General features: G+C 69.0%; 14 protein-coding genes. 3 read left to right on the top strand and 11 right to left on the bottom strand.

What is annotated here, in order from left to right:
• Positions 1-45 precede the first annotated feature (45 nt).
• Entirely contained in the window at positions 46-1,383 is a 1,338-nt protein-coding gene (locus ACWGSM_RS13045; protein WP_452323344.1) for a class II 3-deoxy-7-phosphoheptulonate synthase, read from the bottom strand.
• 117 nt (positions 1,384-1,500) lie between these two features.
• Complete coding sequence (locus ACWGSM_RS13040; protein WP_452323343.1) at positions 1,501-2,199, bottom strand: lysophospholipid acyltransferase family protein; 699 nt, start codon at positions 2,197-2,199, stop codon at positions 1,501-1,503.
• Between the two features lie 114 nt (positions 2,200-2,313).
• On the opposite strand from ACWGSM_RS13040, the gene ACWGSM_RS13035 reads away from it, so the two are divergent.
• Positions 2,314-4,140, top strand: coding sequence for an AMP-dependent synthetase/ligase (locus ACWGSM_RS13035; RefSeq protein ID WP_452323342.1), 1,827 nt, complete (start codon positions 2,314-2,316; stop codon positions 4,138-4,140).
• Positions 4,141-4,230: 90 nt separating this feature from the next.
• Here ACWGSM_RS13035 and def read toward each other — a convergent pair whose 3' ends face one another.
• On the bottom strand, positions 4,231-4,722 hold the full coding sequence (gene def, locus ACWGSM_RS13030) for a peptide deformylase (RefSeq protein WP_452323341.1): 492 nt from the start codon (positions 4,720-4,722) through the stop codon (positions 4,231-4,233).
• Positions 4,722-6,635, bottom strand: coding sequence for a MinD/ParA family ATP-binding protein (locus ACWGSM_RS13025; RefSeq protein ID WP_452323340.1), 1,914 nt, complete (start codon positions 6,633-6,635; stop codon positions 4,722-4,724). Before ACWGSM_RS13025 ends, def begins: the two co-directional genes overlap by 1 nt.
• A gap of 141 nt (positions 6,636-6,776) precedes the next feature.
• On the opposite strand from ACWGSM_RS13025, the gene ACWGSM_RS13020 reads away from it, so the two are divergent.
• Positions 6,777-7,589 carry a ParA family protein gene (locus tag ACWGSM_RS13020; protein ID WP_452323339.1) on the top strand — a complete coding sequence of 271 codons (813 nt, stop codon included), beginning with the start codon at positions 6,777-6,779 and terminating at the stop codon, positions 7,587-7,589.
• A 148-nt stretch (positions 7,590-7,737) separates the two neighbouring features.
• Here the strand turns inward: ACWGSM_RS13020 and ACWGSM_RS13015 are convergent, their stop codons facing one another.
• The 3 genes from ACWGSM_RS13015 to ACWGSM_RS13005 form a co-directional block, all read right to left on the bottom strand.
• Positions 7,738-8,283 carry a MerR family transcriptional regulator gene (locus ACWGSM_RS13015; RefSeq protein ID WP_452323338.1) on the bottom strand — a complete coding sequence of 182 codons (546 nt, stop codon included), beginning with the start codon at positions 8,281-8,283 and terminating at the stop codon, positions 7,738-7,740.
• Positions 8,284-8,383: 100 nt separating this feature from the next.
• On the bottom strand, positions 8,384-9,073 hold the full coding sequence (ftsR, locus tag ACWGSM_RS13010) for a transcriptional regulator FtsR (protein WP_452323345.1): 690 nt from the start codon (positions 9,071-9,073) through the stop codon (positions 8,384-8,386).
• Positions 9,073-9,555 carry an FHA domain-containing protein gene (locus tag ACWGSM_RS13005; protein ID WP_452323337.1) on the bottom strand — a complete coding sequence of 161 codons (483 nt, stop codon included), beginning with the start codon at positions 9,553-9,555 and terminating at the stop codon, positions 9,073-9,075. The genes ftsR and ACWGSM_RS13005 overlap by 1 nt, the downstream gene beginning before the upstream one ends.
• A gap of 132 nt (positions 9,556-9,687) precedes the next feature.
• Between ACWGSM_RS13005 and lpdA the strand changes: the two genes are divergently transcribed.
• Positions 9,688-11,085 (top strand): dihydrolipoyl dehydrogenase, encoded by a 1,398-nt coding sequence (gene lpdA / locus ACWGSM_RS13000; protein ID WP_452323336.1) that lies wholly within the window; start codon positions 9,688-9,690, stop codon positions 11,083-11,085.
• Positions 11,086-11,151: 66 nt separating this feature from the next.
• On the opposite strand, the gene ACWGSM_RS12995 is transcribed toward lpdA, so the two are convergent.
• The 4 genes from ACWGSM_RS12995 to ACWGSM_RS12980 form a co-directional block, all read right to left on the bottom strand.
• Positions 11,152-11,886, bottom strand: coding sequence for a methyltransferase domain-containing protein (locus ACWGSM_RS12995; protein WP_452323335.1), 735 nt, complete (start codon positions 11,884-11,886; stop codon positions 11,152-11,154).
• Positions 11,876-13,039 carry a type III polyketide synthase gene (locus ACWGSM_RS12990; protein WP_452323334.1) on the bottom strand — a complete coding sequence of 388 codons (1,164 nt, stop codon included), beginning with the start codon at positions 13,037-13,039 and terminating at the stop codon, positions 11,876-11,878. Before ACWGSM_RS12990 ends, ACWGSM_RS12995 begins: the two co-directional genes overlap by 11 nt.
• A gap of 62 nt (positions 13,040-13,101) precedes the next feature.
• Positions 13,102-13,719 carry a CYTH domain-containing protein gene (locus ACWGSM_RS12985; RefSeq protein WP_452323333.1) on the bottom strand — a complete coding sequence of 206 codons (618 nt, stop codon included), beginning with the start codon at positions 13,717-13,719 and terminating at the stop codon, positions 13,102-13,104.
• Between the two features lie 13 nt (positions 13,720-13,732).
• A complete protein-coding gene (locus tag ACWGSM_RS12980) occupies positions 13,733-13,948 on the bottom strand; it encodes a response regulator (protein WP_313356160.1) in 216 nt (71 codons plus the stop codon).
• Positions 13,949-13,974: the final 26 nt, after the last annotated feature.

The raw sequence follows: 13,974 nt of genomic DNA, 5'->3' as shown, positions 1-13,974 counted from the left end.
CCCGGTGTTCCGGGCGGCCGCTCTCGTGTCTGCACGGGCCGGGGCTCAGCGCTTCTCGAGCTCCTCCGCGACGAGGAAGGCGAGCTCGAGGCTCTGCATGTGGTTCAGACGGGGGTCGCACAGGCTCTCGTATCGGGTCGCGAGGCCGGCCTCGTCGATCTGCTCCGAGCCGCCGAGGCACTCGGTGACGTCATCACCGGTGAGCTCGACGTGGATGCCGCCGGGGAACGTGCCCACCGCGCGGTGCGACTCGAAGAACCCGCGGACCTCGTCGACGACGTCGTCGAAGCGCCGCGTCTTGTAGCCGCTCGGCGTGGTGATGCCGTTGCCGTGCATGGGGTCGGTGACCCAGAGCGGCGTGGCGCCGGAGTCCCTGACCGCCTCGAGCAGCGGCGGAAGGGCATCCCGGATCTTCCCCGAGCCCATCCGCGTGATGAAGGTGAGCCGCCCCGGCTCGCGGTTCGGGTCGAGCTTGTCGATCAGCGCGAGGGCGGTCTCGGGGGTCGTGGTCGGACCGAGCTTGACGCCGATGGGGTTGCGGATGCGTGAGAAGTAGTCGACGTGCGCGCCGTCGAGCTCGCGCGTGCGCTCCCCGATCCAGAGGAAGTGCGCCGAGGTGTTGTACGGGGTCCCCGTGCGCGAGTCGATGCGGGTCATCGGGCTCTCGTAGTCCATCAGCAGACCCTCGTGGCCCGTGAAGAACTCGACGCGCTTGAGCTCTTCGAAGTCGGCGCCGGCAGCCTCCATGAACTTGATCGCGCGATCGATCTCAGCCGCCATGCGCTCGTAGCGCTGGTTGGCGGGGTTCTGCGCGAAGCCCTTGTTCCACGAGTGCACCTCGCGCAGGTCGGCGAAACCGCCTTGCGTGAAGGCGCGGATGAGGTTCAGGGTCGAGGCGGCCATGTGGTAGCCCTGCAGCAGGCGCCCCGGGTCAGCCGTGCGCGACTTCTCGGTGAAGTCGAAGCCGTTGACGATGTCGCCACGGTAGGCCGGCAGCGTGACGTCACCGCGGGTCTCGCTGTCGCTCGAGCGCGGTTTGGCGAACTGACCTGCCATGCGGCCCATCTTCACCACCGGCATCGATGCGCCGTACGTGAGCACGACCGCCATCTGCAGCACCGTCTTGATCCGGTTGCGGATCTGGTCGGCGGTGGCGCCGGCGAAGGTCTCGGCGCAGTCGCCGCCCTGCAGCAGGAAGGCATTCCCGGATGCCGCGCGGGCGAGCCGCGAGCGGAGGTTGTCGACCTCACCCGCGAACACGAGCGGCGGGAGCGCAGCCAGCTGCGTGGACACCTCGTCGACGCGCTCGGCGTCGGGCCACTGGGGCTGCTGCTTGATGGGAAGGGATCGCCACGCGTCGAGTTCAGGGTGCGAGGGAAGCATGTGCCCAAGCTTAGTGTCGCTGACAGGGCCGATCGGCCCTGTGACGCGGGTCCGGCAATGGGCTGCTCTGACGGGCGGGTCAGGGCGCATCAGAAGGGCTCGGGTCTGGCGGGCGGGTCAGGGGCGTCCGGGCGCCCCGGCCGGCAGGCGGTCCTTCACTGTGGAGGCGTACACGTCGTCGTAGCGCTGCGCTCCGAGGCGCTGCAGCGCGATCATGATCTCGTCGGTGACGGATCGGAGGATGTACCGGTCGTTCTCCATGCCCTCGTAGCGCGAGAAGTCGAGCGGCTCGCCGATCACGATGCCGACGCGCATGATGTTCGGGATGCGTCGACCGATCGGCATCGCCGTGTCGGTGTCGACCATGACCACCGGGATGACCGGGACCTTCGCCTCGAGCGCCATGCGCGCGATCCCCGTGCGCCCGCGGTACAGCCGCCCGTCGGGGCTGCGCGTGCCCTCGGGATAGATCCCCAGCAGGTCGCCGCGCCCGAGGATCTGCAGGCCGGTGTTCAGAGACGCCTCGGACGCCTTCCCGCCGGAGCGGTCGATGGGAATCTGGCCGGTGCCCTTCATGAAGATCCTGGTCGCCCAGCCCTTCGGTCCCCGGCCGGTGAAGTAGTCGCTCTTGGCCAGGAACGACATGGGTCGGTCGATGAGCAGCGGCAGGAAGATCGAGTCGGCGAACGACAGATGATTGCTCGCCAGAATGGCCGCGCCGCTGGTGGGGACGTTGTCGCGCCCCACGATCCAGGGTCGGAAGATCGCTTTGACCAGCGGACCGATCGCGATGTACTTCATCAGCCAGTAGAACATCGTGGGAAGTCTAGCGCCGCCGCGACATCGCGACCGAGTTTCGTTCGAGTTGCGACTGGGTCTCATGCCATACACTTCTAGGACACCCGTCCGATCGGTGCCGAAGGAGCTGCCGTGGCCCAGTTCGAAGTCCCCGCAATCGTCCCTGCCGACCCGGAGGGGAACGTCAGCGATCTGCTCGCCGAGAGGGTCAGGAAGACCCCCGACCTCGCACTGTTCAGTGTGCCCGAGGGCGGAGGATGGCGCGATATCTCCGCGAAGGACTTCGAGACCGCGGTCATCGCCCTCGCCAAGGGTTTCGTCGCCGCCGGTATCCAGCCCGGTGAGAAGGTCGGCTTCATCGCCAAGACGACCTACGAGTGGACCCTCATCGACTTCGCGCTGTTCTACGCCGGCGCGGTGATGGTGCCCATCTACGAGACGAGCTCGCCCGCCCAGATCCAGTGGATCATGGAGGACTCCGGAGCGACCGCGCTCATCGTCGAGTCCGCCGAGCACTTCACCCGCGCCGACGAGGTGCGCGGCGACCTGCCGCTCGTGCGCGAGATCTGGCAGCTGCACCTCGGAGCGATCGACACCCTCACCGCGCGCGGGGCCGAGGTCGATGACGCCGAGATCGAGCGCCGCCGCGGCATCGCCGTGGGCTCGGACATCGCCACGCTGATCTACACCTCGGGCTCGACCGGACGCCCGAAGGGCTGCGTGCTGACGCACAGCAACTTCGTCGAGCTGTCGCGCAACTCCGCCAAGGCCCTCGACGCGGTCGTCTCGGCACCGGGCGCCTCGACCCTGCTGTTCATCACCACCGCGCACGTGTTCGCCCGGTTCATCTCGATCCTGGCCGTGCACTCGGGTGTGCGCACCGGACACCAGCCCGACACGAAGCAGCTGCTCCCCGCGCTCGGCTCGTTCAAGCCGACCTTCCTGCTCGCGGTGCCTCGCGTGTTCGAGAAGGTGTACAACTCCGCCGAGCAGAAGGCAGAGGCCGGGGGCAAGGGCAAGATCTTCCGCGCCGCGGCCGCAGCGGCCATCGAGCACTCCACCCTTCGCGAGGAGGGCAAGCCGATCCCGTTCGGCCTGCGGATGAAGTTCGCACTGTTCAACAAGCTCGTCTACGGCAAGCTGCGCGAGGCCATGGGCGGCAACGTCGCGTTCGCCGTGTCCGGCTCCGCGCCTCTCGGCGCCCGCCTCGGTCACTTCTTCCACAGCCTGGGCGTCGTGATCCTGGAGGGCTACGGCCTGACCGAGACGACCGCTCCGGCGACGGTCAATCTGGCGCACAAGTCGAAGATCGGCACGGTCGGCCCCGCCCTTCCCGGTGTGGGCGTGCGCCTGGCCGACGACGGCGAGATCGAGGTCAGGGGCGTCAACGTCTTCAAGGAGTACTGGAACAACCCCGAGGCCACCGAGGCCGCCTTCGACGACGGCTGGTTCCGCACCGGCGACATCGGCAGCTTCGACTCCGAGGGATTCCTCACGATCACCGGCCGCAAGAAGGAGATCATCGTCACGGCGGGCGGCAAGAACGTCGCCCCGGCGCTGCTCGAGGATCCGATCCGCTCGAACCCGATCGTCAGCCAGGTCGTCGTCCTCGGCGATCAGAAGCCGTTCATCTCGGCCCTGGTCACGCTCGACAGCGAGATGCTGCCGACGTGGCTGGCGAACAACGGGCTTCCCGCCGACATGTCGCTGAGCGAGGCGAGCCGCAATCCGGCGGTGCGCGAGGAGGTGCAGCGCGCGGTCGACCGCGCCAACAAGATGGTCTCCCGCGCCGAGTCGATCCGGAAGTTCACGATCCTCCCCGTGGAGTGGACCGAGGCGAGCGGTCACCTGACCCCGAAGATGTCGATCAAGCGCAACGTCATCCTCGACGACTTCGCCGACGCGGTCACCGAGATCTACGACGCTCCGGTGCAGACGACCACCACGCCGCTCGGCTGAGCGAACGCGAAGGGCCCGCGCACCGCGCGGGCCCTTCGTCGTACCAGCACGACGTCTCGGCCTCCCAGGTCCGCCCGAGGGCGTCCCGGATCAGAACCAGTCGCTCTCGCGCACCTGTCGCATGGCCAGCTTGCGGGTCTCGCCTTCCAGACGGCTCAGGTAGACACGCCCGTCGAGGTGGTCGGTCTCGTGCTGCAGCGCCTGCGCGAGCAGACCATCGCCTTCGAGCACGACCGGAGCGCCGTCGAGGTCGATGCCCTCGACCCGCGCCCACGGGTGCCGCGGGGTGTCGTGCCACTGACCGGGCACCGACAGGCATCCCTCCCCCGTCGGCACGGCCTCGCCGCGCACCTCGGTGAGCATGGGGTTGATGATGTACCCGATCTCGCCGTCGATGTTGTAGCTGAAGGCGCGCACGGCGAAGCCGATCTGGTTGGCGGCCACTCCGGCGCGACCGGGCAATCCGACCGTGTCGATCAGATCCGCGATGAGCGCGCGCACCCCGTCGTCGATCTCGCCGACCGGTTCGCAGACGGTGCGCAGCACGGGGTCGCCGTAGAGGCGGATCTCGCGGACCGTCATCAGGCGGCCTTCGCCCGCAGGCCCTCGACGAGGGCCGCGGCGATCTCGCGGGCAGCCTGCCGGGTGGCCGGCTGCAGGCTGCCGAAGTCGATCGCGCCTCCCCCGGCGATCTGCGGGTCGTACGGGATGCGGAGCACGTGCTTCGCGCGGGTCGAGAAGTGCGCCTCGAGCTCGCTCAGCCGCACCAGCGGAGCGCCGGGGTTCGACTGGTTCAGCACGACGATCGCCTCGCGGGCGAGCGCGGAGTGTCCGTTCGACTCGAGCCAGGTGATCGTCTCGGATGCCAGTCGCGCCTCGTCGACGCTCAGCCCAGACACGATGATGAGCTGGTCGGCGAGATCGAGGGTGGCCCCCATCACGGAGTGCACGATGCCCGTGCCGGAGTCGGTGAGCACCAGCGAGTAGTACTGCGCGGCGACCGTCGCCACATCGCGGTAGTCGCCGTCGCCGAACGCCTCGGACACGCGCGGGTCGGCGTCGGATGCGAGCACGTCGAGACGGGTCTCGTCGCGGGCCACGAATGCCGAGACGTCGTGGTACCCGCGGATGTCGTGCTGTGCGCGCACCAGGTCGCGCACGGACCGGGTGTGCGATCCGACCACGCGCTCGGCGAGCGTGCCGCGATCGGGGTTGGCGTCGACGGCGATGACACGGTCGTCGCGCGCGTCTGCGAGGGCCATGCCGAGCAGGGCGGTGACCGTGGTCTTGCCCACGCCGCCCTTGCGCGAGAGCACCGGCACGAAGCGCGCGGTTCCGGCGAGCGGGGCGGCGATGCGCGCGCTGAGCTGCTTGCGCTCGCGCGCCTTGCGACCGTCGCCGACGTTGATGCGGCCGCCCGAGATCGAGTAGATCAGGTGGCTCCAGGTGCCCTCGGGCTCGGGCCTCGTCATGCGGGCGGGGTCCAGCAGCCGGTCTGCGGTCAGCAGGTCGGCGCTCTCGCTGGTCGCGGCGGACCCGAGGTCGTCGAGTCGCTTCGAGGTCAGGGCGATCTCGGCAGGCTGCGGGACTGCCGGCCGGGACGCGGGGGCAGGATCGTGGGATGCCACAGGATGGGTCTCCTCTGCGGGTTCGGAAGGTCGTGGCGGGTCGAGCAGCAGGGTCGTGCGCTCTGGCGCATGAGTGCGGTCGACATGATCCCGATCTCCCTGTTCGTCGACGTCGTCGTCGCGCCCGTCGACGAGCCCGTGGTCGTCGTCATCGTCGGTGTCGTCATCGTCGGTGTCGTGGACGTAGTCGATCTCTACGCCGTCGAGGTCGTCATCATCGTCATCATCGTCATCATCGTCATCGTCGTCGTCGTCATCGTCATCGTCATCGTCATCGTCGTCATCGTCATCGTCATCGTCGTCGTCGACCTCGATGACGGTCACGTGCGACTCGACAGCGTCGGATGCTCCCTCGGACCCGGCATCCGGTCGGGTCTCCACCGCCGTCTCGGCGGTGTGCTCGTCGTCGGATGCGGTGAGTTCGGGGTCGACCTCGTCGGCGTGGTCGACCTCATCGATGATCTCCGCGACGACCGCGGGCTCGTCGTGCACCTCATCCGGTGCCGGCCGGTCGCTCCCATCCGCGCCGTTCGGCGCCTCAGTGCGGCTGCTCGGAAGGTCCTCGGCCGGCAGCTCGATGACCACGTCCGGCGCTTCCTGCCGGATCCGCGCGAGCACCTCGGCGTCGGCGACAGCCGACGTGTCGATGATGAGGTCGGTGATCACCGCGGCGACCTCGCTGTCGACGATCTCGTCGTCGACGGCCTCGTCATCGGCTTCGTCGTCATACCCGCCGCTCGGGAGGATGACCTCGACATGCGCGGTGCTGCCGAGCAGGCCGATACCCGTCGTGTCCGATGACGGGGTCTCGTCGAGGACGCCCCTCGAATCGTCATCCTCGAGATCGTCGCTCTTCTTCGGGTTCACGGTTCACTCCCAGCTCGCGCCTTTGTAGGCGCCCGACAAGGTTAGTGCTCCCGCCTGATCACCAGCAAAAGGACGGCCCGGTGCAAACGCACCGCGCGACGCTGAGCGCCGCCCGAGGAAGCGCACGGTAACGTGTAGGACGTGCACGTACTCAGCGTCAGCTCCCTCAAGGGAGGCGTCGGCAAGACGACCGTGACTCTCGGTCTCGCCTCCGCCGCCTTCGCCCGCGGCATCCGGACCTTGGTCGTCGACCTCGATCCGCAGTCCGACGTGTCCACCGGCATGGACCTCCAGATCGCCGGACGGCTGAACATCGCCGACGTCCTCGGCAACCCCAAGGAGAAGGTGGTGCGCCAGGCGATCACCACCAGCGGGTGGGCGAAGGTGCACCCCGGCACGATCGATGTGCTCATCGGCAGCCCCTCGGCCATCAACTTCGACGGCCCGCACCCGAGCGTCCGCGACGTCTGGAAACTGGAGGAGGCACTGGCGACCGTCGAGAGCGAGTACGACCTCGTGCTGATCGACTGCGCCCCGTCGCTGAACGCACTCACCCGCACCGCCTGGGCCGCCAGCGACCGCGTGATGGTCGTCACCGAACCGGGGCTCTTCTCGGTCGCCGCCGCCGATCGCGCGCTGCGCGCCATCGAGGAGATCCGTCGCGGTCTCTCCCCACGCCTCCAGCCGCTGGGGATCGTCGTGAACCGCGTGCGCCCGCAGTCGATCGAGCACCAGTTCCGCATCAAGGAGCTGCGCGACATGTTCGGTCCCCTCGTGCTCTCACCGCAGCTGCCCGAGCGCACGTCGCTGCAGCAGGCGCAGGGAGCGGCGAAGCCGCTGCACATCTGGCCGGGCGACTCGGCCCAGGAGCTCGCCGCCGACTTCGACGCTCTGCTCGATCGCATCATCCGCACCGGTCGGGTGCCTGTTCCCGAAGGTGGCGCGACGGCCTGAGAGCCGTGTCCGTGCAGAGAAGCCGCCCCTGGGGGCGGCTTTGTTCGGCTGCGCCCGAAGGAGCCCTGCGCTGGTCCTGAGCCTGTCGAAGATGGGTTCCTGAGCCCGTCGCCTGTACTGAGCGAGCGCAGCGCGTCGAAGTGAAGGATCAGGCGGTGCGCTTGGAACGGCGAGCGGCGAGCTCGTCGACGGGGTCGGGCACCGTGGGGTCGAACTCGACGAGCGTCGACTCCACCTCGCGCAGCACCTTGCCGACGGCGATGCCGAACACGCCCTGTCCGCGGCTGACGAGGTCGATGACCTCGTCGTTCGACGTGCACAGGTAGACCGAGGCGCCGTCGCTCATCAGCGTGGTCCCGGCGAGATCCCGGATGCCCGCGGCGCGGAGCTGCTCGACCGCGGTGCGGATCTGCTGCAGCGAGATGCCGGTGTCGAGCAGCCGCTTGACGAGCTTGAGGACGAGGATGTCGCGGAAGCCGTAAAGGCGCTGCGAACCGGAGCCGGACGCGCCGCGCACGGTCGGGACGACCAGCTCGGTGCGTGCCCAGTAGTCGAGCTGACGGTAGGTGATGCCGGCAGCGCGAGCGGCGACCGCACCGCGGTATCCGACTTCATCGTCCATCGCCGGCAGACCGTCGGTGAACAGGAGTTCGGTCACGAACCGCGGGTCGCCTGGAAGCCCATCCGCACTCATACTCTGTCCCTCCTGAACGGCTTATTCCCCACGGTAGAGCAGGACTCCTGCCCCGGCAACGACATCCGACCCGCGGGGAGGGTGTGTCGCAATCCGTTCGTTACGAAAGTACGCGCTCGAGCGACTGCGCCACGAGCTGACGTCGCACCTCGTCGATGTGCGTGGCGAGTTCGGGAGCGAGTTCCGCCGCCCTCCCCCGCGACGCGGCGTCGGTGCGTCGGAGCAGCGTCGACAGAGCCGATTCGATCAGCGCGGCCTCGCGCTCGGCGTTCTGACGCATGCTGCGCAGATGGCGGGGTTCGATGCCGTGACGCGCGAGCGTCACCAGACCCGACAGCATCGATGCCGCCTGGTCGGTGTAGTGCTCAGCCCCCACGATCAACCCGGCGCTGATCGCGTCGTTGAGCAGCTGCGGTGTCGCACCGGTGTGCAGCAGCAGCTCATCGCGGCGACGACGCCGGGCGGCCGGCGAGATCGACGGCGGAGCGATGCTGCCCCATCCTTCGCCCTTCGCCTCGGCTTCGTCGAGCTGTTCGCGGATGACGCTGAGCGGGAGGTAGTGATCGCGCTGCAGGGTGAGCCCGGCACGCAGACGCTCGACGTCGGAACCGGAGAACTTGCGGTAACCGGACTCGGTGCGCGACGGGGTGACGATGCCCTGCACCTCGAGGAAGCGGAGCTTGCTGGAGGTGAGCTGCGGGAACTCGGGGGTGAGCCGGGCGAGGACCTGACCGATGCTCAGAAGACCCGAGGATGCGGAACGGTCCCTGGCGGCGCCAGCCGCCGCCATCACGCGGTCGCCGTCGCGAGATCGACAGGCGACGCGAAGAAGTTCATCCGGAACTTGCCGATGCGCAGCTCGTAGCCGTTGGCCAGCTCACTGCGGTCGACCCGCTCCCCGTTGACATAGGTGCCGTTCAGCGAACGCTGATCGACGATCTCGAACGCCGTTCCGGAGCGGGTGATCTCGGCGTGACGACGTGAGACGGTGACATCGTCGAAGAAGATGTCGGCCTCGGGATGCCGGCCCACGGTGGTCACATCGGAGTCGAGCAGGTAGCGCGCACCGGCGAGCGCACCGGCTCGCACGAGCAGCAGCGCGGATCCGGACGGCAGCGCGGAGATCGCGGCCGCCTCGGGTTCGGTGAGATCGGCTCCGAAGGGCACGAAGGAGAGATCGGAGTCGTGTCCGAACGTCTGTGTCACGTCGTGGCGCTTCTCGCTGCCGCTGCGGTGGATCGCGCCTCCGGCGCCGATGCTGTCGTCTGTCACGGTTCTCCCTCCTCCGGCACTCCAGACTATCTGATGCGCGGGCCGGGGAGGAGGCCGGGTCCAGGGCTGCTTGCCACTTTCTGTCGGGTCCCGCGCCCGCACCCACCATCAGCCAGGGATTAGGCTGTGGGCATGCCACATTACGATGTCGTCATCCTCGGCGCGGGCCCTGGCGGATACGTCGCCGCCGTCCGCAGCTCCCAGCTCGGCCTGTCCACCGCGATCATCGAGGAGAAGTACTGGGGCGGTGTGTGTCTGAACGTCGGATGCATCCCCTCGAAGTCGCTGCTCAAGAACGCCGAGGTCGCCCACACCTTCACGCACAAGGCCGACTTCTTCGGCATCTCGGGCGACGTGAGCTTCGACTTCGGCGCGGCGTTCGACCGCAGCCGCAAGGTGGCGGAGACGCACGTCAAGGGCATCCACTTCCTGATGAAGAAGAACAAGGTGACCGAGTACGAGGGTCGCGGCACCTTCACCGGCCCGAAGGCGATCACCGTCGCGAAGAGCGACGGCTCGTCCGAGGAGCTCACCTTCGACAACGCGATCATCGCGACCGGGTCGACCGTCCGGCTGCTGCCCGGCGTGCAGCTCAGCGACAACGTCGTGACCTACGAGGAGCAGATCCTCTCGCGCGAGCTCCCCGAGTCGATCGTCATCGTCGGCGCCGGCGCCATCGGCATGGAGTTCGGCTACGTCATGACGAACTACGGCGTGAAGGTCACCATCATCGAGTTCCTCGACCGCGCCCTCCCCAACGAGGACCCGGAGGTCTCGAAGGAGATCCAGAGGCAGTACAAGAAGCTCGGCGTCGACATCCTCACCTCGACCGCGGTGAAGACGGTCACCGACAACGGCTCGTCGGTGCACGTCACCTACGAGACCCGCGACGGCCAGCCGGGCGAGATCACCGCGGGCAAGGTGCTCATGTCGGTCGGCTTCGCGCCGAACATCGAAGGCTTCGGACTCGACAAGACCGGTGTGAAGCTCACCGAACGCGGTGCGATCGACATCGACGACCACATGCGCACCAACGTCGAGGGCATCTACGCGATCGGCGACGTCACGGCGAAGCTGCAGCTGGCCCACGTGGCCGAGGCGCAGGCCGTCGTGGCCGCCGAGACCATCGGCAAGGCCGAGACGCAGACGCTGGGCGACTACCGCATGATGCCCCGTGCCACGTTCTGCCAGCCGCAGGTGGCCAGCTTCGGCCTCACCGAGGAGCAGGCGAAGGCCGAGGGCCGTGAGATCAAGGTCGCCAAGTTCCCGTTCAGCGCGAACGGCAAGGCCAACGGCCTGGGCGAGCCGGTCGGCTTCGTCAAGCTGATCGCCGACGCCGAGCACCTCGAGCTCATCGGCGGTCACCTGATCGGCCCCGACGTGTCGGAGCTGCTGCCCGAGCTGACCCTCGCGCAGAAGTGGGACCTCACCGCTCTCGAGGCCGCACGCAACGTGCACACCCACCCGACGCTGTCCGAGGCGCTGCAGGAGGCCTTCCACGGTCTCGCCGGTCACATGATCAACATGTGACACCCGTCTCGAGGAGGAGGCCCGGTCCGCACGGACCGGGCCTCCTTCTGCATCCGGCGCCTGTGCTCAGTAGAGGTGACCGGCGTGCACCAGCAGCAGCCGCGACGGGAACCGCCGCTGGACGCGCCACTCCGGCGGCGCGACGGCTGCCAGCTCGGCTGCGGTGTACGACCGGCGGATGCTGAGCAGCCCGTCCTCGCGGATGAACGAGCCCTTCAGCAGGGTGCCCGCGATCAGCCGCGTGAGCGCGTCGAAGACAGCGTAGGCGGTGCGGCTTCGGGCGATGTCGCCGTGCACGGCGATCCCCCCGGGCGCGGTGAGGCGCACGGAGTCGTCGAGGAGGCCGGTCAGCTGCGCCGCACTGAGGTGATGCAGCACGTGGTTGGAGAGCACGACGTCGAACTGCTCTCCCTCCGCCACGAGCTGCGAGCTCGACGCGCAGCGCCACCGCACGAGGCCGTCGTCATCGGCATCCGACGCCCACCGGACCGCCCGCGGGTCGATGTCGGCGCCGACCACCTCGGCGCGGATGCCGTCTCTGCGCAGCCGGCGGGCGACGTACCGGGCGATGTCCCCGCCGCCGCAGCCGATGTCGAGCACCCGGATGCTGCCGTGCCGGGCGCGCGGGTCGATCTCGCGGTTGTGCAGGCCCCGTCGCCCCGACAGGATCGCGTTGACGTACGTGAAGAGCGCATACGTGCGCGCGAGCATCTTCGGGTCGGCGTCGTCGGCATCCATCCGCTCGGGCAGATCGACGGCGCGTCGGCGCAGATCGACCGCGCGAGCGCGTTCACCCTTCATCGTCGCGCCCCGCCACGGTGAGCAGCGCGCTCTCGGCGGTGAGGCCGGGGCCGAACGCCATCGCGGCGACGCGCTCGCCCGGCCGCGGCGACTCGTGCTCGAGGATGCGCTGCAGCACGAACAGCACGGTCGCGCTCGACATGTTGCCGCGGGTGCGCAGGACTTCGCGCGCCGGGGCCAGCTGCCCGTCGTCGAGCGCGAGACTCTCCTGCACGCGGTCGAGGATGCTGCGCCCGCCGGGGTGGATCGCCCAGTGCCGGACGACGTCGCCGATCCGGCGCCGGCGGAGCCCGTCGGCGATGTCGTCATCGCTCTGCCACAGCGCCCCCAGCGCGTCGTGGATGTGCGTGCCGATCAGCTGCGGCACCCGTGTGGAGAGCACCATCTCGAATCCGGTGTCGCCGATCGTCCACGCCATGTCGTCCTCCCCGTCGGGGATGAGTGCGGTGTGGAAGGCGTCGATGCGGAACCCCGGCGCGTCGGTGGGCAGACGGCGAGCGGTGACGAGGGCGGCGCCGGCGCCGTCGGCGAACAGCGACGAGGCGATGATCGCGTCGGGGTCGACCGATGAGCGCAGATGCAGGGTGCACAGCTCGACGCTCGCCACCAGGACGACGGCGTCGGGGTCGGCTCGGCAGAACTGGGCGGCGGCGCGCAGCGCCGGAAGCGCGGCGTAGCAGCCCATGAATCCCAGGTGGTAGCGCTGCACGGCGGCGGAGAGCCCCAGGGCGCGGACGATGGCGTAGTCGGGACCCGGGGCGTGGAAGCCGGTGCACGAGACGGTGACGACGTGCGTGATGTCGGACGCCGAGATGTCGGGGTCGGCGGTGATGCTGCGCCGGGCGACCTCGATGAAGAGCCGGTCGGCCTCTCTGGCGTAGATGTCGTTGCGCACGGCCGTGCCGGGCTCGAGAAGTGCGCCGGTCGTGCGATCGAGGAACTGCGGTGCGTCGATCACCGCAGTCGGGTCGAGCTCGTCGAGCACCGTGTGCCGGGTCCGCACCCCGGCGCCGTCGAACGAGGTGGCGATCAGTCGCTGGGCGAGCCGGGAGAGGCCGGGCTGCGCGGCGAACATGTCACGGGCCGTGTGCTGTTCGAGCGTCGCTTCGGGGACCAGGGTCTGGATGGAGCGCAGCTGCACGGCTTGGTTCATGATGCGACTCAAGCACGTCAGACGCGGCGGATGAAAGGGGTTGCGGCGTCGACGCTCCCCCGTCAGTGTCCGAGCGCTCTGGCGAGCTTCGATCCCGACGACGGCTCGCGACCGCCGGCCGCGAACACCGCCCGTTCGACGGCGGTGAAGAAGGCCTCCTGCTGAGCGGAGTCGGCGGGGGCTGCGGGTCCGAGCTCCATCTCCCACTCGCGCCACTCGCGGCGTGTGCCGGTGCGCAGATCCGTCGCACGCACGTGGTCGTCGACGAACTCGGCGATCACGCCGTCGACGCCCATCAGGTGGAACGCGGTGCGGGAGTTCTCGACGCGCGCGAGCGGGTGCAGCTCGGCATCCGTCCACTGTGCGACGGTCTCGGCGACCGCGTCGGGCAGCCGGTCGGTCTCACCGAGCGGCCAGCCCAGTTCGAGCCGGCCGTCACCCTGCCGGGGTCCTTTGATGTGCCAGCCGGCATCGGGCCCGCCGGTGCGCCGGCGCAGGGCGACGCCGTGGCGTGCGAGCGCGGCGTCCGCCGTGTCGAAGTAGCGCGCGTCGAGCTCTCTCGGCTCGCCGTCACTCACCGCGACGACCCCGGGGATCCCCGACCAGTCGGGGAGACGCGTGTCGGCATCCGCGTCGTACTTGCGCTCGATCTCGAACGAGCGCTGCGGTTCTGCACTCACGTGCGCCGCGCGGTCAGTCGTCGCCGGGGCTGATGTCGTCGCCCGACTCGACGAACCAGAAGCCGGTCTCGGTCGGACCGTCGTGCTCGCCGGTGTTCGACGCATCGCCCTCACGCCGGTAGATGAGCTGGGTCTCGCTGTAGGGCAGGATCAGGGAATCCTGATCCGCGTCATCGAGCGGGATGATCTGCCCGTCGAGCGGGCCGCCGTGAAGTCGTGCGATTGCCATGTGCTCACCTTATCCCCACCCGCCGA

The sequence above is a fragment of the Microbacterium sp. NPDC055521 genome (assembly GCF_053619695.1).
This window is presented reverse-complemented; position numbering and strand designations above follow the sequence as displayed.

What these genes read in the sequence shown, in the direction of transcription:
- ACWGSM_RS13045 (WP_452323344.1), bottom strand. Translation starts at nt 1,383, where the DNA reads ATGCTTCCCTCGCACCCTGAACTCGACGCGTGGCGATCCCTTCCCATC.
- ACWGSM_RS13040 (WP_452323343.1), bottom strand. Translation starts at nt 2,199, where the DNA reads ATGTTCTACTGGCTGATGAAGTACATCGCGATCGGTCCGCTGGTCAAA.
- def (WP_452323341.1), bottom strand. Translation starts at nt 4,722, where the DNA reads ATGACGGTCCGCGAGATCCGCCTCTACGGCGACCCCGTGCTGCGCACC.
- ACWGSM_RS13015 (WP_452323338.1), bottom strand. Translation starts at nt 8,283, where the DNA reads ATGAGTGCGGATGGGCTTCCAGGCGACCCGCGGTTCGTGACCGAACTC.
- ftsR (WP_452323345.1), bottom strand. Translation starts at nt 9,073, where the DNA reads ATGGCGGCGGCTGGCGCCGCCAGGGACCGTTCCGCATCCTCGGGTCTT.
- lpdA (WP_452323336.1), top strand. Translation starts at nt 9,688, where the DNA reads ATGCCACATTACGATGTCGTCATCCTCGGCGCGGGCCCTGGCGGATAC.
- ACWGSM_RS12995 (WP_452323335.1), bottom strand. Translation starts at nt 11,886, where the DNA reads ATGAAGGGTGAACGCGCTCGCGCGGTCGATCTGCGCCGACGCGCCGTC.
- ACWGSM_RS12990 (WP_452323334.1), bottom strand. Translation starts at nt 13,039, where the DNA reads ATGAACCAAGCCGTGCAGCTGCGCTCCATCCAGACCCTGGTCCCCGAA.
- ACWGSM_RS12980 (WP_313356160.1), bottom strand. Translation starts at nt 13,948, where the DNA reads ATGGCAATCGCACGACTTCACGGCGGCCCGCTCGACGGGCAGATCATC.